General features: G+C 42.7%; 16 protein-coding genes. 6 read left to right on the top strand and 10 right to left on the bottom strand.

Annotation, left to right across the window (positions count from 1 at the left end):
- The first annotated feature begins 35 nt into the window (after positions 1-35).
- The 3 genes from dxs (at position 36) to C7H79_RS19720 (ending at position 3,570) form a co-directional block, all read left to right on the top strand.
- Positions 36-1,880, top strand: coding sequence for a 1-deoxy-D-xylulose-5-phosphate synthase (gene dxs, locus C7H79_RS02110; protein WP_106705639.1), 1,845 nt, complete (start codon positions 36-38; stop codon positions 1,878-1,880).
- A gap of 64 nt (positions 1,881-1,944) precedes the next feature.
- Positions 1,945-2,751 carry a GTP cyclohydrolase FolE2 gene (gene folE2, locus C7H79_RS02105; RefSeq protein ID WP_106705638.1) on the top strand — a complete coding sequence of 269 codons (807 nt, stop codon included), beginning with the start codon at positions 1,945-1,947 and terminating at the stop codon, positions 2,749-2,751.
- Between the two features lie 684 nt (positions 2,752-3,435).
- Positions 3,436-3,570, top strand: a complete 135-nt coding sequence (locus tag C7H79_RS19720) for a hypothetical protein (protein ID WP_508278631.1) — start codon at positions 3,436-3,438, stop codon at positions 3,568-3,570.
- Between the two features lie 50 nt (positions 3,571-3,620).
- Here the strand turns inward: C7H79_RS19720 and C7H79_RS02095 are convergent, their stop codons facing one another.
- The 4 genes from C7H79_RS02095 to C7H79_RS02080 all read right to left on the bottom strand — a co-directional run bounded on the left by C7H79_RS02095 (position 3,621) and on the right by C7H79_RS02080 (position 7,765).
- On the bottom strand, positions 3,621-4,655 hold the full coding sequence (locus C7H79_RS02095) for a methyltransferase (protein ID WP_106705637.1): 1,035 nt from the start codon (positions 4,653-4,655) through the stop codon (positions 3,621-3,623).
- Positions 4,656-4,719: 64 nt separating this feature from the next.
- Positions 4,720-5,223, bottom strand: a complete 504-nt coding sequence (locus C7H79_RS02090; RefSeq protein WP_106705636.1) for an SRPBCC family protein — start codon at positions 5,221-5,223, stop codon at positions 4,720-4,722.
- A gap of 170 nt (positions 5,224-5,393) precedes the next feature.
- Positions 5,394-6,932, bottom strand: a complete 1,539-nt coding sequence (gene murJ / locus C7H79_RS02085; RefSeq protein WP_106705635.1) for a murein biosynthesis integral membrane protein MurJ — start codon at positions 6,930-6,932, stop codon at positions 5,394-5,396.
- A gap of 107 nt (positions 6,933-7,039) precedes the next feature.
- On the bottom strand, positions 7,040-7,765 hold the full coding sequence (locus C7H79_RS02080; RefSeq protein ID WP_106705634.1) for a hypothetical protein: 726 nt from the start codon (positions 7,763-7,765) through the stop codon (positions 7,040-7,042).
- A gap of 165 nt (positions 7,766-7,930) precedes the next feature.
- Between C7H79_RS02080 and C7H79_RS02075 the strand changes: the two genes are divergently transcribed.
- From C7H79_RS02075 to C7H79_RS02065, 3 genes are read left to right on the top strand one after another with little or no spacing between them, the layout of a single operon-like run.
- Entirely contained in the window at positions 7,931-8,245 is a 315-nt protein-coding gene (locus tag C7H79_RS02075; protein ID WP_106705633.1) for an HvfA family oxazolone/thioamide-modified RiPP metallophore, read from the top strand.
- Positions 8,246-8,272: 27 nt separating this feature from the next.
- Entirely contained in the window at positions 8,273-9,130 is an 858-nt protein-coding gene (locus C7H79_RS02070) for an HvfB family MNIO-type RiPP peptide maturase (RefSeq protein ID WP_106705632.1), read from the top strand.
- Positions 9,108-9,887 (top strand): HvfC family RiPP maturation protein, encoded by a 780-nt coding sequence (locus tag C7H79_RS02065; RefSeq protein WP_106705631.1) that lies wholly within the window; start codon positions 9,108-9,110, stop codon positions 9,885-9,887. The genes C7H79_RS02070 and C7H79_RS02065 overlap by 23 nt, the downstream gene beginning before the upstream one ends.
- A 235-nt stretch (positions 9,888-10,122) precedes the next feature.
- Here the strand turns inward: C7H79_RS02065 and C7H79_RS02060 are convergent, their stop codons facing one another.
- The 6 genes from C7H79_RS02060 to C7H79_RS02035 form a co-directional block, all read right to left on the bottom strand.
- Positions 10,123-10,725 (bottom strand): YfiR family protein, encoded by a 603-nt coding sequence (locus C7H79_RS02060; protein WP_242447097.1) that lies wholly within the window; start codon positions 10,723-10,725, stop codon positions 10,123-10,125.
- Positions 10,713-12,809, bottom strand: a complete 2,097-nt coding sequence (locus tag C7H79_RS02055) for a TonB-dependent receptor plug domain-containing protein (RefSeq protein ID WP_309477316.1) — start codon at positions 12,807-12,809, stop codon at positions 10,713-10,715. The genes C7H79_RS02060 and C7H79_RS02055 overlap by 13 nt, the downstream gene beginning before the upstream one ends.
- Positions 12,810-13,518: 709 nt before the next feature.
- Positions 13,519-15,465, bottom strand: a complete 1,947-nt coding sequence (locus C7H79_RS02050) for a GGDEF domain-containing response regulator (protein WP_106705630.1) — start codon at positions 15,463-15,465, stop codon at positions 13,519-13,521.
- Positions 15,452-17,572, bottom strand: a complete 2,121-nt coding sequence (locus C7H79_RS02045; RefSeq protein ID WP_106705629.1) for a two-component system response regulator — start codon at positions 17,570-17,572, stop codon at positions 15,452-15,454. The genes C7H79_RS02050 and C7H79_RS02045 overlap by 14 nt, the downstream gene beginning before the upstream one ends.
- Positions 17,569-20,322, bottom strand: a complete 2,754-nt coding sequence (locus C7H79_RS02040) for a response regulator (protein WP_106705628.1) — start codon at positions 20,320-20,322, stop codon at positions 17,569-17,571. The genes C7H79_RS02045 and C7H79_RS02040 overlap by 4 nt, the downstream gene beginning before the upstream one ends.
- Entirely contained in the window at positions 20,322-20,894 is a 573-nt protein-coding gene (locus C7H79_RS02035; RefSeq protein ID WP_242447096.1) for a YfiR family protein, read from the bottom strand. The genes C7H79_RS02040 and C7H79_RS02035 overlap by 1 nt, the downstream gene beginning before the upstream one ends.
- Positions 20,895-20,964: the final 70 nt, after the last annotated feature.

The raw sequence follows: 20,964 nt of genomic DNA, 5'->3' as shown, positions 1-20,964 counted from the left end.
AGAATTTTTTTACATCTTTTATTTTTAGGCATTGAATGTATCCATTGTTAGATACCATTAACTTACCCTTCCAATTACGAGAGTTGGATCAAAAGAAGTTGCCACAGTTTGCAAAGGAATTACGAAGCTTCTTGATTGATTCAGTCGCAAAAACCGGTGGACATTTATCTTCCAATTTAGGCACGGTTGAATTAACCATTGCCTTGCATTACGTGTTTAATACACCTCACGATCAATTGGTTTGGGATGTAGGGCATCAGACTTATGCGCACAAAATTTTGACAGGTCGTCGTAATGGCATGAATAAATTACGCATGCAAGATGGTTTGGCTGGATTCCCACGCCGAGATGAAAGTGAATATGATGCATTTGGTACTGCGCACTCGAGTACTTCAATCAGCGCAGCGTTGGGGATGGCGGTTGCTGCGCAATTGAACCGGAGTGATCGCAGAGCTATCGCGATTATCGGCGATGGCGCCATGAGTGCGGGCATGGCATTTGAGGCATTGAATAACGCTGGCGTGATGGATGCTAATTTGCTGGTTATTCTGAATGACAATGACATGTCGATATCCCGTCCAGTTGGTGCTCTCAATAACTATCTGGCCAAGCTGATGTCAGGCCGATTTTATGCTACAGCGCGACGTGCAGGTGAGAAGGTGTTAGGTGTTGTTCCCACCGTCTTGGAATTGGCTAAACGTGCTGAAGAACACGTCAAAGGAATGGTAACGCCAAGTACTTTATTTGAAGAATTCGGGTTTAATTATATTGGTCCGATTGATGGTCATGATTTGGATGTGTTGATTACTACCTTGAATAATATCAAGCAGTTGGATGGTCCGCAGTTCCTGCATGTAGTAACTCGTAAAGGTGCGGGCTACAAGGTAGCGGAAGAAGATCCAATTTTGTATCACGGTGTGGGTAAGTTTGATCCGAAAAAGGGAATTATTTCTAAATCTAATGGGAAACCGACCTATACACAAATTTTTGGCGATTGGTTATGTGATATGGCGGCGCAGGATTCCCGTTTGATTGGCGTGACGCCAGCGATGCGCGAAGGCTCAGGATTGGTTCGGTTTTCTCAAGAATATCCTGAGCGTTATTTTGACGTTGGTATAGCCGAGCAACATGCTGTCACATTCGCGGCGGGTGCAGCGTGCGACGGTTTAAAGCCAGTTGTCGCGATTTATTCAACCTTTTTGCAGCGCGCTTATGATCAATTGATTCATGATGTGGCCATTCAGAGTTTACCTGTGGTATTTGCCATCGATCGGGCCGGTTTGGTCGGGGCAGATGGGCCAACACATGCGGGTAGTTTTGATTTAACTTATTTGCGCTGCATTCCAAATATGACCGTAATGGCACCTGCCGATGAAAATGAATGCAGGCAAATGTTGTATACTGCTTTTAAATTGGATACGCCAACCGCAGTTCGTTATCCTAGGGGAACCGGACCGGGAATCCAGGTTCAAAAAAACATGCAGGCACTACCTATTGGACGGGGGGAAATTCGACGTCAAGGAGAAAAAGTTGCATTGCTGGCTTTTGGCAGCATGTTGACGCCATGCTTAGGAGCAGGAGATGAGTTGAATGCTACAGTGGTTAATATGCGTTTTATCAAGCCGTTGGATGATGAGCTTGTTGCATTGCTAGTTGCCAGTCATGATTTGCTGGTTACTGTGGAAGAAAATACCGTGATGGGGGGGGCTGGCAGTGCTGTAATAGAATCGCTAAACAGCCAGAGAATACAAGTCAGAGTGTTGCAGCTTGGATTGCCGGATATTTTTATTGAACAGGGCGATCATGCACAGATGCTTGCGGACTGCGGATTGAACAGCAGTGGTATTATCAAATCAGTACGAGCAGCATTGTCTGAATAATGATTAATAATCTCAATTGCTTGATTTGCTGTTAGCAAGAACGCTTAGTCGTACAGGAGAGAATATGAATAAACAGATAGATATGCCGATTGCTGATGTGCAAAGCTCACTGGATACCCGGCGTATTGCAATAGATCGGGTAGGGATTAAGGCGATTCGCCATCCCGTTGTTGTAGCTGATAAAGATGATGGCGTACAGCATACTGTGGCGGTTTTTAATATGTATGTCAATTTGCCACATAATTTTAAGGGCACGCACATGTCTCGCTTTGTTGAAATCCTCAATAGCCATGAGCGTGAAATCTCTGTAGAGTCATTTCAAGCCATCTTGCAGGAAATGATTGCGAGACTGGAGACGGATTCAGGTCATATTGAGATGACTTTTCCTTATTTCATCAATAAGTCAGCACCTGTTTCGCAAGTAAAAAGCTTGTTGGATTACGAAGTGACATTCATTGGTGAGATTAAAAATAATGAATATCTCTTTACCATGAAAGTCATAGTTCCGGTTACCAGTTTATGTCCCTGCTCGAAAAAAATATCTAATTACGGTGCGCATAATCAGCGTTCGCATGTGACTATTTCCGTACGCACCAACAGTTTTGTTTGGATCGAAGATATCATCCAAATTGCTGAGAAAAATGCCTCATGTGAACTGTACGGTCTGCTGAAACGCCCTGATGAAAAGTATGTAACTGAGAGAGCATACGATAATCCCAAGTTTGTTGAGGATATTGTAAGAGATATTGCGGAAGTGCTGAATCATGATGCGCGGATTGATGCCTATATTGTGGAATCCGAGAATTTTGAATCTATTCATAACCATTCCGCGTATGCGCTGATTGAAAAAGATAAGAAGCAAAGCAAGTAATTATTATCGCGGTGGTTAGCATTGCATCTATTCGGGAGAATAAGGTGGACTGTTATTGTGCGTTTGTCGTTTTGTTTGTTAGCTGATATTTTTCGATTGATGTCATTAATTTCCTAGCGCTATCAAATTTCTTGACTTAGCTTTTGTAAAGGAGATTAGTCTGATGCCAGACAAGATCATCCAAGAGCGTACCGCCGGTGCCATTATGGGTTCTTTTTTCGGAGATGCGTTAGCGCTAGGTCCTCACTGGTATTACGATCTTGCCGAACTTCGGTGTGATTACGGGGAGTGATCACCACTTATACTGATCCCAAACCTGGACGCTATCATAGCGGCCGTAAGGCTGGTCAGCTTTCCCAGGCGGGCATTATTTTTACATTCATGCTCCGTTCTTTGGTTGAACATGGCGAATATAATGAAGAGGATTTCTGCCGTCGCATTGATGGAGAGCTCTTTCCCTTCCTTGAAATACGTCTTATATGTGACTGAGGCTGTGGCGGATGCGGAGATTTCCATAGGGCCGGCCTGGAAGGTTTCCATTGTTTACGATATGCCTTGCGCCATTTATCACCAACTTCCTGCAGTTTATTATCTTGCAGCTCGATTCCAGGACGATTTTGAGTCTGCTGTGCTGTCAGCGGTGGCGAACAGAATCAGGCGCGTACTATTCTTACTGGTGCTCTTGTGGGTGCTCAGGTCGGTCTTTCGGGTATTCCGCAACGATTCCTTGATAAACTCGAAGATGTCAACATGCTCATGAGTTTTGCTAAGAATCTCGTTGCTCAGATAAACAACTCCGTTAATGCCGTAGATGATTAAACCATTTTAATAACCGAATGACATGAGAGATTGAGTGAAATCGGCGCAATCTAAGGCTTGCGCCCCGTTACTATACTATAGTATCCAAAAGCTCGATGGACTTCAACTTCCTTAAATCCAATTTCCGTTAACATCGTAGTCAATTCCTGGCCGGAATATTGTCTTCCTTCGGTCCAGCCCATCATCATCATACTAAATGCTGCCGGGGCAAAAGGGCCTGCTTTTTGATCATCATAGAGCATTTCATGGATTACGATTCGTCCACCGGTTTCAAGACTATTGAAACTCTTTGCTGTTAGAAAATGGCATTTTTCTGGAGGCCAATCGTGATAAATGTTTGAGAAAAAGTGCAAATCAGCTGAAGGCCAATGATCACTCCAAATGTTGGTTTCTTGTGTCTTGATACGTTCCTGTAAGCCATACTGATTAATATTTTCTTGAGCAATCTCGCATACCTGAGAAAAATCCAGAAAGATTACTTTCAAGTTGGGTAACTTTAATGCCGCGCCAATAGAATGAGCCGCAGAACCTCCTGCAATGTCAAGCATCAGACGGTGTTGAGAAAAATCAAGAACTTTGGGCCAAACAAAGGCTGACGATATGCTGATACTATGCATGCCGCGAGTGAAGCGGCGAAGCAATTCTATCTGCTCTTCATGAGTCTTGAAAATATCACCACCTCCATAAGCCTGCGGAGAATCTGTAAGAACTGCTTTCTCCAAACTTGCAAAGGAGGAAACCTGATAATTGTCAATCATCAGATCCCAGAAAAAACCGAAATAATTGGGACTCGTCTCTAGCAGGTATTCCTCTGATACTGCGGTCAGAAAATAGCGCCCTTCCTGTAAAGATAAGAAACCCAAAGCAGTAGCGGCCGTCAAAATTGCTTCTGCCGGACGTTGCTTGATATTCAGCGCGTTACAAATATCGGTTACGGTACGCGGACTCTCCGCCAGTAAAGGGAATATTTTTAGTCGATGTGCTAGCAGTAATGCAGGATAACCATAAACTGCAAAGACTACATCCCATAATGGACGATCATCAACTCGGGGTATCTGGTTGTTGGAACAAGCATTTTGTATCATCAATCCTCCTTTTATTCGTTAGATGCTTTGGATTGCCATACTGCATGATTCAGAATAACTCTAATTAAGAGCCTTGCTTGGATTTCTCCGCTTCGAGCAAGCGCTTGATATTTTGTACCGTGCGTTCCGCGCCATCTCTAATCGCAGCGCGAACCAATCCTTCAAAAGGCCGCATAATTGGCAGAATTTCAAGCAGTTCAAAAGTGAATGTCAGTTTGGTAGAGTGCTCAGGATTGATGGCTTGTAATTCATAGGTGCAGCGGAATGGTTCAGATACCCCGAGAAGTGTCAGGCGCACACCGGGTTCGTATGAGGATATCTTGAATCTGGATTCTGTGCGGCGTCCTTGATCAATACGTACTTGTCGACCTTCCGTGCCTAACTGTATCGGACCAGGGGTCATTTTCTCAAGCTCTTTAACTTCCGGAGACCATCGAGGATAATTCTCAAAAAGACCATCCGCAAGATACTGGAAAATTGCTGTGGCAGAACATTCCACCAAGGTCTGGGCTCTGCCCACGACTGGTTCGGTAGAGCCCAAATTGAGCATGGAACCTAAATTAAACATATCACTTGCCCTTACTGACTGGTAAAGATTCATTCAAGCTACTGATCAACAATTTGCTTATACGTTAAACAAATAAGGCATCGATTTCAAGCACAATATCAGTTTGACGATAAATAGATGGATTTTGTTTTCAGTTGGGTTCGCATGATTTCATGAAGAAAGTGATGCAACTATTCGATTTGTTGTTTGGTAAAGTCTTTTATGCGGAAGCCCAATAACCATAAAGTGGCAAAATAACTTGATGCGCCCATGATTATTATCCAGCTTAACCGGCCGACACGGATCATTGTGGAATCAATTAACCAGGAAGCATCACTACCGGCGGTAAACCATAAAACAACCCCCATACTCGTTAAGGCTATCAGTATTTTTACAAAGAAAATTAGCCATCCAGGTTGTGGTTGATAAATTCTGTGGCTGCGTAACTTATAATATAACAGTCCGGCATTGATGCAAGCGCCTAGTCCGATAGACAATGCGAGTCCGGCATGTTTGAATGGAATGATAAACGTTAAATTCATAAGTTGTGTGGCAATAAGCGTGATGATAGCGATTTTTACCGGTGTTCTGATGTTCTGTCGGGCATAAAATCCCGGTGCGAGGACCTTGACCAGGATTAAGCCGAGTAATCCAATGCTGTAAGCAATTAATGCTTCACGCGTCATCCATACATCGTGCTCTGTAAAAGCACCATGATAAAAAAGTGTTGTGATTAGGGGAGTTGCTAATAATGCTAGCGCCAGCGATGCGGGTAAAGTCAGTAACATCGTCATTCTGAGACCCCAATCCAGCAATCGGGAATACTCTTCAGTACTGTTATTATTGTAATGGCGTGCTAAGGACGGTAGAAGTATGGTGCCTAATGCGACGCCAAGTAGGCCTGCCGGGAATTCCATTAAGCGATCTGCATAGTAGAGCCAGGATACGCTGCCAGTAATCAATAGTGAAGCAAATATCGTGTTGATCAGTAAACTGATTTGGCTGACCGATACACCAAAAATTGCTGGGCCCATAAGTTTGATTACACGCCAGGCACCTGTATCTCGATTTCGGAAATGAATGCGCGGCAATAATTTGAGACGCAGTAGGAAGGGTATCTGAAATATGAGTTGTAGTACGCCACCGATAAAAACCGCCCAGGCTAGTGCAAGAATCGGTGGGTCCATAAGGGGGGTGAGCCATAATGCACATCCGATAAATGATAAATTTAATAACGCAGGTGTGACCGCAGGTACATTAAACCTGCCATAGGTATTGAGTATGCCACCTGCTAACGCGACCAGGGAAATGAATAAAATGTAAGGAAATGTGATCTGAAGTAGTTCAACAGTCAGATTAAACTTGTACGGATCAGTAGAAAAACCTGGGGCGCTGACATAAATAATAAGGGGTGCTGCCAAGATCCCTATAAGCGTGACAACAAACAACGTGATGCTCAAAAGCATGGTGATGTGATCAATCAACTCGCGAGTTTCTTCGGGTGTTCGAGTATTTTTATATTCTGCAAGAATGGGAACGAATGCTTGGGAAAAGGCGCCTTCGGCAAATAATCGCCGTAATAGGTTGGGAATCCGGAAGGCGACAAAAAAAGCATCCGTTGCCATTCCAGCCCCAAAAATGCGAGCAATCATGATATCGCGAACAAATCCAAGTATGCGCGATACTAAAGTCATGCTGCTGACCGCGGCGAGAGCTTTAAGTAGATTCAATGTGTTATTTAGTTCTTGTTCTGGCGATGGGAAGGAGATTGAACAGCGACATTAAATTTGTATCATCTAGACTCTATTAGCCAGTATGTTTGCTAACAAGTGAATATTTATTTAAAAAGACTGCTTAATTTTTTTAATAGGCCTGGTTCGGACCAATTCCATTGCAAGCAGTATTCCACGCCTAATTTCGGGTTTTTAACGGTCGTTTCAATTTTTGTGCTCCCAGTTACAACCGGAGGCAATAATGCTTCTTCTTTACCATCATGCTTACAGAAAAAACGAGCAGTAGAAATTGCGCGGCCTTCAGGCAGTTGTACTGTCATATGCAGATGTTGCGTGTCATCGTCAATGACATGCGACAATGTGCCCTGGTTTTGTGTAAAAGCGTCTTGATATTCATAGGTCAGCATCAAATCGGAGCCATCAATTAATTTCAATTCAGGAGGAATTCTCATGCAAACATGATAGTTTCCGTTTTCTTTTCGTTGATCATCCGGTTGTTCATTGTTGATTTTGAAATTACTGATACTGCCAATGGCGCGGATATTTTTAAACCAGTATTCTGAATTATCGACATGACATGCAGTTGTCATCTGAGTTTGTGTCATAGTCGCTTTATTGCCGCCGTCATCATGAATAGTTAATATTTTTCTTAAATCTGATATGGTAAAAGCAGATTTGTTCTGTCTGAATTGATCAAGAATCAGCAGTGCTGCGCAAATCGCAAAAATTAATCCCACAACGAAAAATGGAGTAAACAGTGCCACCAGTGCACCAAAGGCAATGATCAATACATTGATGTAAAAAATCAGCTGATTGGGTTTGTTAAACATTCAAAGCTCCTTAGATTATCAAGCATTTTTTATAGTATTTTTTGAAGCGCTGAGTTTAACAGAGAGCTGCAAGCAAAAAAAGCAACAAAGAATTCAGCAATTGCCTAGCAATTTACGGTTATTATTGTGGTCCAATCTTATTCATCTTTTTATGGAGAGAAAATAATGTCGAAGAAAATTACTAAACCTGTTTCAATTGCTTTAGGCACAGCATTAGTTACCAGCTTAGCTACAACCAGCTTGACTGCTGAGACGCTCACCAATCCGTTTGCAATGAGCGAGCTTTCCAGTGGTTATATGCTGGCATATGGAGACAGTGCAAAGAAAGCTGGCCAAGAAGGAAAGGCTGACAGCAAGAGTGAAATGAAAAAGGATATGGAAGGCAAGTGTGGCGAAGGTAAATGTGGCAGCAAGAAAGAAATGAAGCAAGATATGGAAGGTAAAGACGACGGTAAGAAAGCTGAGCAAGAAAGTAAATAATGTTGTGAAAAGTAATCTATTAATTCCATGAGCAGAACTCTTTATCCTGTTTATGGCGTAGGTCTTGGTCTGCGGCGAACAATGATAGATTCGCTAGCAGATCAAACTGCGCAGCAGGTGAATTTTTGGGAGATTGCGCCAGAAAATTGGATTGGTGTCGGCGGACGCTATGGGAAAAGGTTACGTGAACTGACTGAGAAATTTCCTTTTATATGCCATGGATTGTCACTTTCGATCGGTGGGCCATCGCCATTAGATCAGGCTTTTCTGCATCGTTTGAAACGATTTTTTAACGAGCATCGCATTTGCTATTACAGCGAACATCTTAGTTATTGTAGTGATGACGGGCATCTGTACGATTTAATGCCAATACCTTTTACTGAGGAAGCAGTGCATTACGTGGCGAACCGCATTCGCTATGTGCAAGCCATCTTAGAGCGGCGTATCGCAGTTGAAAATGTTTCCTACTATGCAGCACCCGGTAAACAAATGGAAGAAGTTGATTTCTTGAAGGCTGTGCTGCAGGAGGCGGATTGCGACCTATTGCTCGATGTGAATAATATTTATGTCAATAGTATTAATCATCGCTATGATGCCGACACATTTCTTCGGTCGTTACCCGCCGAGCGCATTCGCTACATTCATGTGGCCGGTCATTATCAGGAAGCAGATGATCTGATTGTCGATACGCATGGCTCGGATGTCATAGATCCCGTTTGGCGGTTACTCGAGAAAGTCTATCAGTATTTTGGTGTTATACCAACATTACTGGAGCGTGATTTTAATTTACCCCCGCTGGTAGAATTGCTGCAGGAAGTGGATATTATTCATTCGTTACAGTCCAAATATTTGGGGCAACCCAGTGACTACCTACAACACGGCTGATCACTCCGATTTTGTCCGGCAACTATACGCTTTTGCGGCGCATATCCGTGATCCAAAAAAAAATCCGTGCCCTGAAGCCTTGGAAGAACGGCGCATGAAAATTTATCGTGAACTATTCTATAACAACGTAGAGAGTTTTATCTCCAGCAGTTTTCCGGTATTACGTCAAATCATGATGCATGAACGCTGGCACGGAATGATTCGGGATTATTTCGCCAATCACTTGTCGCATACTCCATTGTTTCCGGAAATACCGCGTGAGTTTCTAAAATATTTGGACCATGAGCGCATAGCCCAACCAGATGATCCGCCATTTATTCTGGAACTGGCCCATTATGAGTGGGTCGAATTGGCGCTTTCTATATCAGATGAGAAAGTAGAGATAGCAACAATTAATCCGAAAGGCGACTTGCTTGATGGTATTCCGGTGATTTCCCCGTTTGCCTGGTCATTGAGCTATCGTTTTCCGGTACACAAAATCAGTCCGGATTTTCAGCCAAGAGCGCCCGAAGCTACGCAAACAAATTTAATCGTTTATCGAGATGCCGATTTTGCAGTGCATTTTATTGAAATTAATGCAGTGACCGCACGGTTATTGCAGTTGATTAGTAGCAATGATCACAAATCTGCACGGACGTTGCTGCAGCAGATATCAGTTGAGCTGAACCATGTGCAAGCCGATGTCGTTGTGCGCGGCGGAATGGAAATATTGAGTGATCTGCGGAAGCGTCAGGTGATTTTAGGGGTCCGAGTCTAACAGAATTGTTGAAAAGCTATCCTGGGAGCTACTTTTAACTATTTACTTTGCAAAATGGCTGCTCTGTTTGACCCAGGGATCTCCAGTCAATTTGATATTAAGCCAACTATAGGGGCAAATGTACTATTTCGTTGAAACTTAAAAATAATGAGAAATAATTCTTCATCTAATATGTTGAATTTAAGGCTGGATTTAGCTGACAAAAAGGAAGTATTCTATGAATGGAAGAGAGTATCTATTGATACACTTTGGCAGCTAGCTGGAGTAGTTTGGAGCTGAAATCCAATCCGGATTTTCGTGCAATCGCTAAATTAATTTCGAACACAATTTTCTGATTCATCAAGCTCATATTAATTGCAATACCCTTTGATGCAGCATTTGGAGTGTCTGCCAGTGTCAATATAGGTTCGTTGGGTAAGCTGTTCAAAATACTTGCTAAGTTGTTACTGACAGATTTAGAGAAAAAAATGGCCTGACACTGTTTTAATTGATCAGGATCACTGATACGCACGACATTGATATGCCGCTTATCAATAGATCTATTTTGTAACTTATCGATTTCATTGCCGAAGTGGTCTTCTCCAAAAACACAGAGAAGGATAACTTGATTCGTATTATCGGGCCAATGTGTGAATGCAATAAAGTTGTAGATAAAAGCTGCTTTGACTTGATATTCCAAAGGACTGTCGGCTTTCGCGACTGAGTGAGAAATAGACAGAGAAAAGCCTAACCATAAAGCTGCAATCGTGTAGCAGACACATCGATTGACGAATGTGGCTGGAAGCTTGATGAGTAGATTAAAGAATTGTATTTCCACGTTTATAGCTAAAAGCGCCATTGCGCTCCTGCGTATATCCCACGTGGAATAAGCACGGGCACTATAGGGATAAAGTCAGACACGGATTCTCTATGGTTTTGACTAAAGAGATTCTGACCGACGACGAATAGTTCAATATTTCTTGTTGGCCTGTATATCAGCTTTGCATCCATCGTAACGTAGCTGGGGATATTGTAAAACGAGATAGCACTGGTATAACGTAACCAAAGATTGAGTTGCAAATTTTCAGATAGATCGTAATTTGAGCGCACTGACAATTGATGTTGCGGGTTGGCCTTTTCTGAACCTCCTGTGGTTGGGTTAGTGTTTTTAAAAAAATTATTAGAAGAAAAGTCTATGTTGAGAAAACTGTAGTTACCTTGCAGGCGCCAGTTATCTCTTGGTTTCCAATCAATCGATGTTTCATAGCCATAAGTCAACGCAGATCCCAGATTATTAATCATAACAGGCTGTAAGAATTGTATTGGAAATCCTGTTCTGAGTGATAATGCGCCAAAGGTTAGGTCTCGTAACTGACTGTAGTCATTGATAAATGCTGTCATATCGATGGAGGCTTGTGGAGAGAATTGATGTCGGTATCCCAGTTCATATGCGATCAGTTTTTCTGAATTGAAGTGTTTATTGCCATTTAATGTCGCTGCGATAGGAAACGGCAAGTTAGTTAAGGTTAAACCAGTAGCCGATAGAGATGGTGTTATATCAATCTTGCCATCGACTTCACCACGTGAAGGTGTTCGCACTGCACGAGATATTGCCAACCAGATTGAGTTTTCAGTATCAGGAGTCCACATTAACCTTGCATTAGGTTGTATTTCCATTCCGGTGAAATCGTTATGTTCGAATCTGCTGCCTATTGTGAACAGCAAGCGATCCGGTATTAGCGTAATGTCATCTCGGATGAAAGTGCTGGCCAAATGATTGGTGCGCTCATGAGGCGAAAATGCCACTAAATTGGTATCGAAGAGTTTGTTGTGATACAACCGGTAATTGGCTCCCCAAGTCAGATAATGCCGATCAAATAGTGGAAAACGGTACTGCAGGTCGACGTCAAAGCTTTCGGCATCAAATTTGCCTACTGGCTGTAAGATGGCCAGATTGCGATCGTAATAAACCTGCAGCATAAATGATGAATGCTCAGAAATATCTCGGTCCCAGCGAAAGCGAATATTTCCACCCTCAGAATGTCCACGCATCTGACCCGTCGAGTTGGTCGATAGGCTAAGGGCGTTTTTATCGAGAGTACTTCCATTGAAATTGGAGAAATAATCACCTTGCAAAGTAAATTGATCGATGCCACGAGTATGGTCAAAGCGGAATCCTCCTCTGGCCGAGTGCCAGTGATCATTAGCATTTTCCCCGGATAACGATTGGGTTTGGCCTCTGGTAAACCCTTTGGCGTAGACACGGAAAGGTGTGTCTTCATTAATCATTCCGCCGTAGCGTGCGCCCACAAAACCATGTTCAAAACTTCCTCCGCCAGCAGTGAAGAGTGTGCCCAGAGTATCGGCGGCTTTTTTTGTGATAATGTTGATAACGCCATTGACTGCATTGGATCCCCAAGAGGTTGTGGCAGGACCACGGATCACTTCGATACGTTCGATGTCTTCCATGAGCGTATCTTGTTGTTCCCAAATCACACCGGAGAAGATCGGAGAATAAACGCTACGTCCGTCCATCAATACTTGCAATTTGTTAGCATAGAGACCATTAAAACCACGGATACTGATCGCCCATTTGTCGGTTCCGACGCGTTCCACTTGCACTCCAGGTGCCATCCTTAAAGCATCGGGAATACTTGTTGCGCCAGAACGGCGTATATCATCCTGGGTAATTACAAAAATAGCGGATGCCACTTGGGAAAGTTTCTGCGGCGTTCTGGAAACTGTAGTGACCTTAACATTCATTAGTTCATCGATACTCAGGTTCAAGAATCGATTATCAACAGAATGACTTCCTGCGATCGTGAATTTTGCAAAACATCCAAGAACGACGAGAGTTGAAAATTTCAGAACCAGGCTCTTTGACGGATTTCGATTCATCAAATGAGTCGACTGCAGTTGATTGGGTTCGCGCGATATTCTCATATGAGTACTTTCAGCTAAATCTACTATCTTGAGAGGAGAGAATATTCTTACACGTTATATATTTGACCTAGAATTAGAAATGACTGGTAAAAAGCCTATATTTCTAGGAGCTGCATGAATCTCTACAAAGAATTAAAGCGCCTTGCAAAACTGATATTCGCATCTGTAGAGAAGTAAATGAAATCTTGTCATGCCACTCTCCCCATATATTCATAAGTTCTGATGCCGAGTGCGGTCAAGACATTGGTTTAAGAGCATTGTGTCCGAGTAAATTTCTGGCTAATGTTGTTTGTTTGTAGAGCAACAAAAGCATGTTGTGGCGGATATTTGTATTTTGTCACATTGACTGAATGGGCCCGTCTGATCATGTAAGGGTTTTCTGTGATGGCTTGCTATATGAGAGTTGCAGTGAAATTCTGGGTTTTGCCTGGAGAAGTGGTCGCACACAACACTCGGAAAGCGTCAATCAGTGCTCTCAAAATTAGCAAAACAGCACGAAAGTGAGAAGCCTGATAACTTCAGAGCTTACTATATTGTTAAATTGGATATTGATACCGCAAACCGTTCATTCTGTAGGAATGCTAGATTTGTTTTTATGAGTATGATTTATGGATTTTTTATACCAGTAATTTTTACTAAATAAATTAACCCGTAAGAGCTTTAAAATCTCGATTGCAATTGTTTCGGATATTCTTGTCAAAGTCGAGAGTCACTGCGCTTTGTCAGGTGGGCTATTGCTTTCCGAGGGCGCAGCTATAAGTCTATTTTTTAGTGATAGATAGACTCGATTTCTGCCTGCATTCTTCGCTGCATACAGTGCCTTATCGGCCGCATTGATGAGATGCTCTTCGTTTTTCATACTGGCTTCCTTTAAGGCAACGCCAATACTTATCGTGATTTGAACATGAATCTCGCTAATTTTGATTTGTTGCTGGCTTATTTGATGGCGAAGTCTTTCTGCAAAAAATATGAACGACTTTAAATCGGTATTTCCTAACTGACATACGATAAGAAACTCTTCTCCCCCCATGCGGCAGAAAGTATCACCTTTGCGTGCTGTTTTGCGAATAATCGAAGATACTTCTTTAAGCACTTTATCGCCAATTGAGTGCCCATAGTTGTCATTGATTGTTTTAAAATGATCAATGTCAATGAGCATGACTGCCATCAATTGTCCGGATCGGTTAGCGACACTCCATGTTTCCGATAATGAATCCATACCGGAGCGCCGGTTGGGTAATTCTGTCAGCATATCGGTTAAAGCAAAGTATTCTAATTTGCGATTGGTAACCGCTAATTCCGCAGCAAAGCGCTTGAGTTGCTCGCGGTCCTGTTCCCACGATTCCTGTAACTGCCGGTAGTGCCAGGCTGCTCTTAATCTGGCTCGGAAAGCCCGGATATTGATGGGCTTGGTCACATAATCATCGACACCCGCATTAAATGCCTTAATAACTTCATCTTCATCTTCGACACTGGTGAGCATGATGACGTATAAGTTCTGTCCCCATTCAGTTGCCCGTAATGACTTGGTTAATTCAAGACCATTCATGATCGGCATCATCCAGTCAGTGATGACAATGTGCGGTAATACTTCCATAGCCAGTGCTAATGCTTGTTGACCATCGTTGGCGGTAAATACGGTGTGACCCAAAATATTGGTGAGTATTTCTTTGGAGAGAATGAGATTGGTTGGATCGTCTTCAACTAAGAGAATACGTACTGAGGCCGCGTTGGTTGCATTTTCCGGCCGTGGTGCAGCTGGGCTCAACAGTTTATGAAAAGACGGAAGTTGATCCTTAGTTGTTATTTTGAGTATTTTTGCCCATGTATGCCATTCCTGCATGATTCGGTCGATAAAGTTGCTAAATGTTTCGGTATCCAGACCGATTTTTCCACCCAGTAATAAGAGTCCTGCAATGCGCTGATTGCGTTCGGATTCTTTAGTTAATGCAAAATCAGCAATCTGTTTTGCCAAATACAGTAGATGTAAAATTTGATAAGGACGAGAACCTTCAAAGAATCCAGATTCGTCGGGCGTTTCATGATAGTAAATCGACTCCACAAAAATGGTTGGGAAGCCAAAATTAATTAACATTGCAGCAGTTAATTCATTATGGTCCGTTTGAAGATACTGCTGTTCCAACTGGCTTAAAGGGATGTCTGGTGATTGTTTCTGTATGAGTTCGGAATATTGGTCGGGGTAGATTGAGGCGAGTGCCAGACAACCTATGCGCATCATTAATCCGCAGGAAAATAAATCATCGGGCGAAGAAACTCGGGTTGTTTTACTCAATTCTTGCATGGCAATTGCCATCAACAGCGAATGAGACCAGAATTCCTGATAGTCAAAACTTTTGTTTGGGCCTTTCGAATATTGATCAATGAGAGAAAAGCCCATGGCCAATTGTTTGACGGAATTTAGACCGACACGTGAAATGGCTTCTGCTATGGATGAGATCGAGCGTGTGGTTTGTTTGGTTGCGTTGGCACGCTGAATCACACGGCCTGAGAGTGCGGGATCGGTCTGGATGAGTTTGGCAATTTCGTTGATGGATACATCTTCCTGACGGCAAGCTTCCAGTAGTGCCAATGCCACGCCTTTAGGACTGGGCAGTAATGTACTGATTTTTAGTTGGTTAATGTCAGCTATTTTCATGATCGATTGCGTTGGGGCTGGATGCTTGAATTGACCACTTCTGATTGAGGAGACAATGAATTTTTTCTGCGCTGATTGGTTTGCTAAAGTAGTAACCTTGCAGAGCATTACAACCAAAATATTTCAAGACCTGAGCTTGCCTCAATGTTTCTATGCCTTCGGCCGTTACAGAAAAACCGAGATTCATCGATAACGAAATCATCGCCCGGACGATCGCAAGATTGTCTTTATTATCTAATAAATCACGAACGAAGCTTTGGTCTACCTTAATATAATTTATGGGTAAGCGCCTTAAGTAATTCATCGAAGAATAACCAGTGCCGAAATCATCTAGGGCAATTTTAATCTGATGATTCCGTAGCGTATGCAGCGTAGTCAAAGTATTTTCATTATGCTCCATCAAGGCGCCTTCAGTAATTTCCAGAACCAGTTGGTTGGGAGGAAAGCCTGTTTCGGTGAGAATGCCGAGTACTTTGTTTACCAGTTCAGAATCCTTGATTTGCATAGGGGAGAGATTGACAGCGACATCCAGACATTGACCATTGTTATGCCATTGAACAGCTTCAGCACATGCAGTGCGCAATACCCACTCTCCGATTGGAATGATTAAACCATTTTCTTCTGCTAGCGGGATGAAATCAAGTGGAGAAATAATTCCTTGTTCAGGGTGTTGCCAGCGTATCAATGCTTCTACTGATTGGAAGTTTCCTTCTGTAATATCCAACTGTGGCTGGTAAACAAGATAAAATTCATTTTGCTGTAATGCATTGCGTAGATCGTTTTCCAGGTGCATGCGCTTTTCTGCCTGAAGCGTCAAATCAGCATTGTAGAATTGACAATTATCCCGGCCTTCATTTTTGGCATAGTACATTGCTGTATCTGCATGCTTCAACAAAGTCTCGGCATTGTCACCATCATTGGGGTAAAGAGCAATGCCAATACTTGTAGTGAGCACGACATCACGGCTTTCCAGGTGAAAAGGACGACGCATGGTTTTACGAATTCGATGCGCTAAAATAAGCGCATCTTCCGCACGCGATAGATTAGGAATAATAACGGTAAATTCATCCCCTCCGAGACGGGCGAGGTTAATCTCTGAATGATTTTTATGGGTACGAGATACGAAATCAGAGTGGCGTGTGCTGTTATGCAAGCGATCGGCAGCGCACTTAAGTATAGTATCTCCAGCATTATGTCCCATCGTATCGTTAATGCTTTTGAAACCATCCAGGTCCAAAAACAGGATTGCCAATTTGTTATCGGCATAATGGGCACGTTTAATTTCACTCTTTAAACGTTCCATAAATGATTGACGATTCGGCAGTCCGGTCAGATTGTCAAAATACGCGAGATGGAAAATTTTACTTTCGGAGTCTTTGCGGTCAGTGATATCGCGAACCAGGCAAAGCGTTTCCTCAGAATCAATCACAGCAATACGGTTTTCATAGTATCTGGATTTATCATTACTCGGTTTGAGCGGGTACTCGAAAAGCTCGACTGTACCGTTACGGCGAGCTTGTCCTGCGGCATCCAAATATAAGCTGGCTATATCTTCAGGCAAGCTTAGCTTCAATGGATCTGCCGAATCTTGAATCAGCCAGGACGCAGTATCTGCATGACTGCAAATATCCATGATGATGCCTCGATCATTAATTATGAACATTGTGTCGGGAATGGCACTTAAAATTGCTGCGCTTCGCGCATTAGCAACTTTAAGTGCAAGCAGGTTCAAGTAAGCGCGCTTTAAATACAATAAGCGATAACTAAGCAGATTCCAGTTGATCGGTTTAGCGATGAAATCTGTTGCGCCAACTTCAAAGGCACGATTAATAGATTGGACATCATCCATTCCAGTGACCATGATAATGGGTAGTTCGTTGCCAATTTTTTTTCTTATGTAAGAGCAGACCGAATAACCATCCATGTCGGGCATTTCGACATCAAGCATAATCATATTAGCGGGTGTTTCTTCAAACAAACGAATGGCTTCTGTGCCATTGCAAGCCAGCATAACCTCAAAACCGGCATTCTCAAGTGCAGCTTGCGCGAGGATTCTAACCGTTGCATCGTCATCGGCCAGCAAAATTTTAAAATTCTTTGTTGTCACGTTGGAGTAAGTATTTTTCTTATCTCGGTGATAACGTTTTGATAATGCGCATGCATAATTTCTTGTAATGCTTTTGCACGAGTTAGTTCGCCGGCATGTCCATCAATTTCCAATTGCTTGAAAATAGCGGATAAGCTTTCAGCGCCTATATTTCCAGTGCTGGATTTCAAAGCATGTGCCGCTTGTCGCAGACTTTCAGAGTCATTGTTCAGAATTGCCTGTTCAAGCTGCTGTAGGCCGTTATCAGCAGATTCGAGAAAGGCCTGTAGGATCTTTTGCAGCAGGCTGCTGCCTCCCGTAGGATCAAGTTCTCGAATCTCGTTAAGTCTAGCCGGGTTGAGCGCAGGTGTAATGTTGTTCGCCGACTTTATTGCAACAGGTTCTGATTCTTCAGTATTCATAGGATTGTCTTTTTCTTTGGGAAACCATTGCAGGATTTTTTGCTGTAATTGATTGAGCGAATAAGGTTTAGATAAGAAATCATCCATTCCCGCGTTTAAACACAGAGTTCGATCGTTTTCGGTAGCATTGGCTGTCAGTGCAATGATTGGAGTTTTGCAGGGCTGCTGCCGAATCTGTGTGGTTGCTTCAAAACCATCCATCACCGGCATTTGACAATCCATTAAAATAATATCGTAGTGATTGTTACGGATCAAATCAACAGCTTGCTTGCCATCTTGTGCGATAGTAGTATCCAGACCCAATCGACTTAACATCGCTTTAGCTACTTCTTGATTGACTGGGTTATCCTCAGCCAGTAAAACTGAGCCGTGAAAGGAATGGGTCAGAGTGGGAGTTGGATTTTGTTTGGGTGTAACAGGTTTATTAAGATTGCGTCCCATAACATCCAAGATAATATCAATTAATTCTTTCTGACGGATTGGCTTGTTGACGTAGCGTAAAATCCCGACATTTTCTCTTTCTAGCTGAGTGGCATCGCTATGGGTTGAGGTCAACATCATCAGGCGGGTTTTACTCAAAACAGGATCGGCCTGAATTTTCCTGGCCAGCTGTAACCCATTCATTCTGGGCATATGCATGTCCAGAATGGCTAGATGGTATGGTTCGTTGCGATCAAGAGCTTCTGTCATGGCAGTTAGAGCTTGTTCGGGACCGTCGGTGCATACCGCATGAATTTGCCAGTTTTGTAGCTGGAGTTTAAGAATCTCCCGGTTAGTCTGATTGTCATCCACAACCAATACATTGATGCCGACTAAACTAGATATTTTGGGCTGGCATGCGCGTTCCAGTGTGGATCTTTCCAGTTGTAGATTAATCCAGAATCTGGAGCCTTGATCCGGCTTGCTTTCTACATAAATGTTTCCTCCCATCAGATCCAGTAATCTTTTGCAAATCGTGAGTCCAAGCCCGGTCCCTCCGAATTGCCGTGTAGTGGAGCCATCCGCCTGAGAAAAGTGCTGAAAAATCTTTTTATGATATTCCGGAGGAATGCCAATGCCGGTATCTTCAACACAAATATCGATATTCACTAAGGGATCGGTTAGTTCATTCAACTGAGTGCGAATCACAACCTCTCCCTGGGAGGTGAATTTAATCGCATTATTGATCAGATTCGCGACGATTTGTCGTAGTCTGAACGAATCTCCCCGTACTGCAAAAGGCATATTGGGAGGTATAAATTGTGCAGCTAATTCCAAACCTTTTTTGTCAGCAGGTTGTGCAAACATTGTCAGCGTATCTTCAATCAGCTGAACTAGATCAAAATCAAGGCTCTCTAGTTCCATATGATCCGATTCAATTTTTGAGAAATCAAGAATGTCATTGATAATTCCTAATAGATGCTGGCCTGAGCTTTGCACTGTTTCTGCAAATCGGTGTTGACTCTGATCCAGTCGGCTGCCTAGCAGTAATTCAGTCATTCCTAAAATTCCATTCATCGGAGTGCGGATTTCGTGACTCATGGTCGCCAAAAATTCACTCTTGGCTTTGCTAGCAGCTTCAGCCGATTCCTTCGCAAGCATTAATTCTGCCGTTCTTTTTGTAACTTCCTCTTCAAGATGATCCAAGTGATTTGCAAGCCTTGCATCACGTATTTGAATCATTTCCAGCATATTATTGAATCCTTTGGATAGTGTATTCAATTCAACAATAGTGCTGGATTCGGTTCGTGTTGTGTAATCCGCCTGATTGGTAACATGATCGATGATAGTCGAAAGATTATTGAGCGGGTCCAGTACGGATCGGTTCAATCGGTGCAGCAACAGATTGGCGATCAGTAAGGCAAGCGCGGCTGCTGTGATGGTAATGATAATGTGCCAGAATATTTGCCAGTAAAGTGGCGCCAAAGCAACTTCCAAGTACAGACCGCCCAAAAGCTGATTATTGAAGCGGATGGGTTGGGTAATTGTTAAGAACTGTAGATTTGTTTTAAAATTCTCTTCCAGCGATGGTAAAGTTTGAGGAAGCAGTTTACTGGTGAGAGAATATTCAACAAATTGTGTTTTTTCCTCACTGTAAATGGCTGCAGCTTGAATTTCCCGGGTATTCTTCAGAGAATGCAATAGCGTTTGAGCTGTACTTGTATCCTGAAACATTAGAGTAGCTACTGCATTCTCAGCCAATAACTTAGCGGTTGATTTGCTGGTTTCTGATAATGAATAGAAACTGATGAAGAAACTGCTGCAAATGACAAGTGATGCAACCAGCAGCATGGCAGTGCTCTGTGTAGCAAAACTGATTTGTTGCAATTTTGTACGCAAAGTGACGGCTTTCGGTAATGAATTCCTCATTATTGATAGACCTCACTGGCAAAACGTAGTAATTGGGAGCTGAGTTTTAAACCGCTCTTCTTTGCTCTAGCGATATTGGCTTCAAATGTAATTTTTCCCTCTTTCACTGTCATGTTAAGCACAGTGCCTTTCTGGGCAGCGCCTGGGGTGTCAGAAACGGTAAGGATTGACTTTCCATTCAATAGATTAATGATGTCATCGAGATTGCCGATGGCCGATTGGGTGATGAAGATCATTTGGCAATTGATGAGATCATCGATATTTCTCGTATGTCTGATTATTATTTCGAGATGGTTAACTTTCTTCTGCTGTAAGTGTTGTAAATGCTCTCTGAATGGATCTTCATCATAAATACATAAATTCAAATTATGATCAGGCCAATCAGGCCATTCAGTATAGGCAGCAAAATTGTATAAAAAAGCTACTTTCATCCGGTATTCCGTTGGTTGTTCTGCGTATGTCAATGGTGAATAACTTAATATCAAGAACCAGGATAACGGCATCAGTGTAAGAGAAATTAAGCCTGATTCTTTCTTGATCAGATACTTGCTGTATAGAGTTACATATTCCATTTTTAAGAATATCCAAATCTCTCTGTATGAGCATTGGATTAACTGTACCTCCAGCTTTTTAGAAAGCAAT

The organism is Nitrosomonas supralitoralis, assembly GCF_003011925.2.
Lineage (GTDB): Bacteria > Pseudomonadota > Gammaproteobacteria > Burkholderiales > Nitrosomonadaceae > Nitrosomonas > Nitrosomonas supralitoralis.
This window is presented reverse-complemented; position numbering and strand designations above follow the sequence as displayed.

Bases quoted from the DNA above. Each gene is read 5' to 3' on its own strand.
- dxs (WP_106705639.1), top strand. From the start codon at position 36: ATGTATCCATTGTTAGATACCATTAACTTACCCTTCCAATTACGAGAG.
- folE2 (WP_106705638.1), top strand. From the start codon at position 1,945: ATGAATAAACAGATAGATATGCCGATTGCTGATGTGCAAAGCTCACTG.
- C7H79_RS02095 (WP_106705637.1), bottom strand. From the start codon at position 4,655: ATGATACAAAATGCTTGTTCCAACAACCAGATACCCCGAGTTGATGAT.
- C7H79_RS02090 (WP_106705636.1), bottom strand. From the start codon at position 5,223: ATGTTTAATTTAGGTTCCATGCTCAATTTGGGCTCTACCGAACCAGTC.
- C7H79_RS02080 (WP_106705634.1), bottom strand. From the start codon at position 7,765: ATGTTTAACAAACCCAATCAGCTGATTTTTTACATCAATGTATTGATC.
- C7H79_RS02075 (WP_106705633.1), top strand. From the start codon at position 7,931: ATGTCGAAGAAAATTACTAAACCTGTTTCAATTGCTTTAGGCACAGCA.
- C7H79_RS02070 (WP_106705632.1), top strand. From the start codon at position 8,273: ATGAGCAGAACTCTTTATCCTGTTTATGGCGTAGGTCTTGGTCTGCGG.
- C7H79_RS02060 (WP_242447097.1), bottom strand. From the start codon at position 10,725: ATGGCGCTTTTAGCTATAAACGTGGAAATACAATTCTTTAATCTACTC.
- C7H79_RS02055 (WP_309477316.1), bottom strand. From the start codon at position 12,809: ATGAGAATATCGCGCGAACCCAATCAACTGCAGTCGACTCATTTGATG.
- C7H79_RS02050 (WP_106705630.1), bottom strand. From the start codon at position 15,465: ATGAAAATAGCTGACATTAACCAACTAAAAATCAGTACATTACTGCCC.
- C7H79_RS02040 (WP_106705628.1), bottom strand. From the start codon at position 20,322: ATGAGGAATTCATTACCGAAAGCCGTCACTTTGCGTACAAAATTGCAA.
- C7H79_RS02035 (WP_242447096.1), bottom strand. From the start codon at position 20,894: ATGGAATATGTAACTCTATACAGCAAGTATCTGATCAAGAAAGAATCA.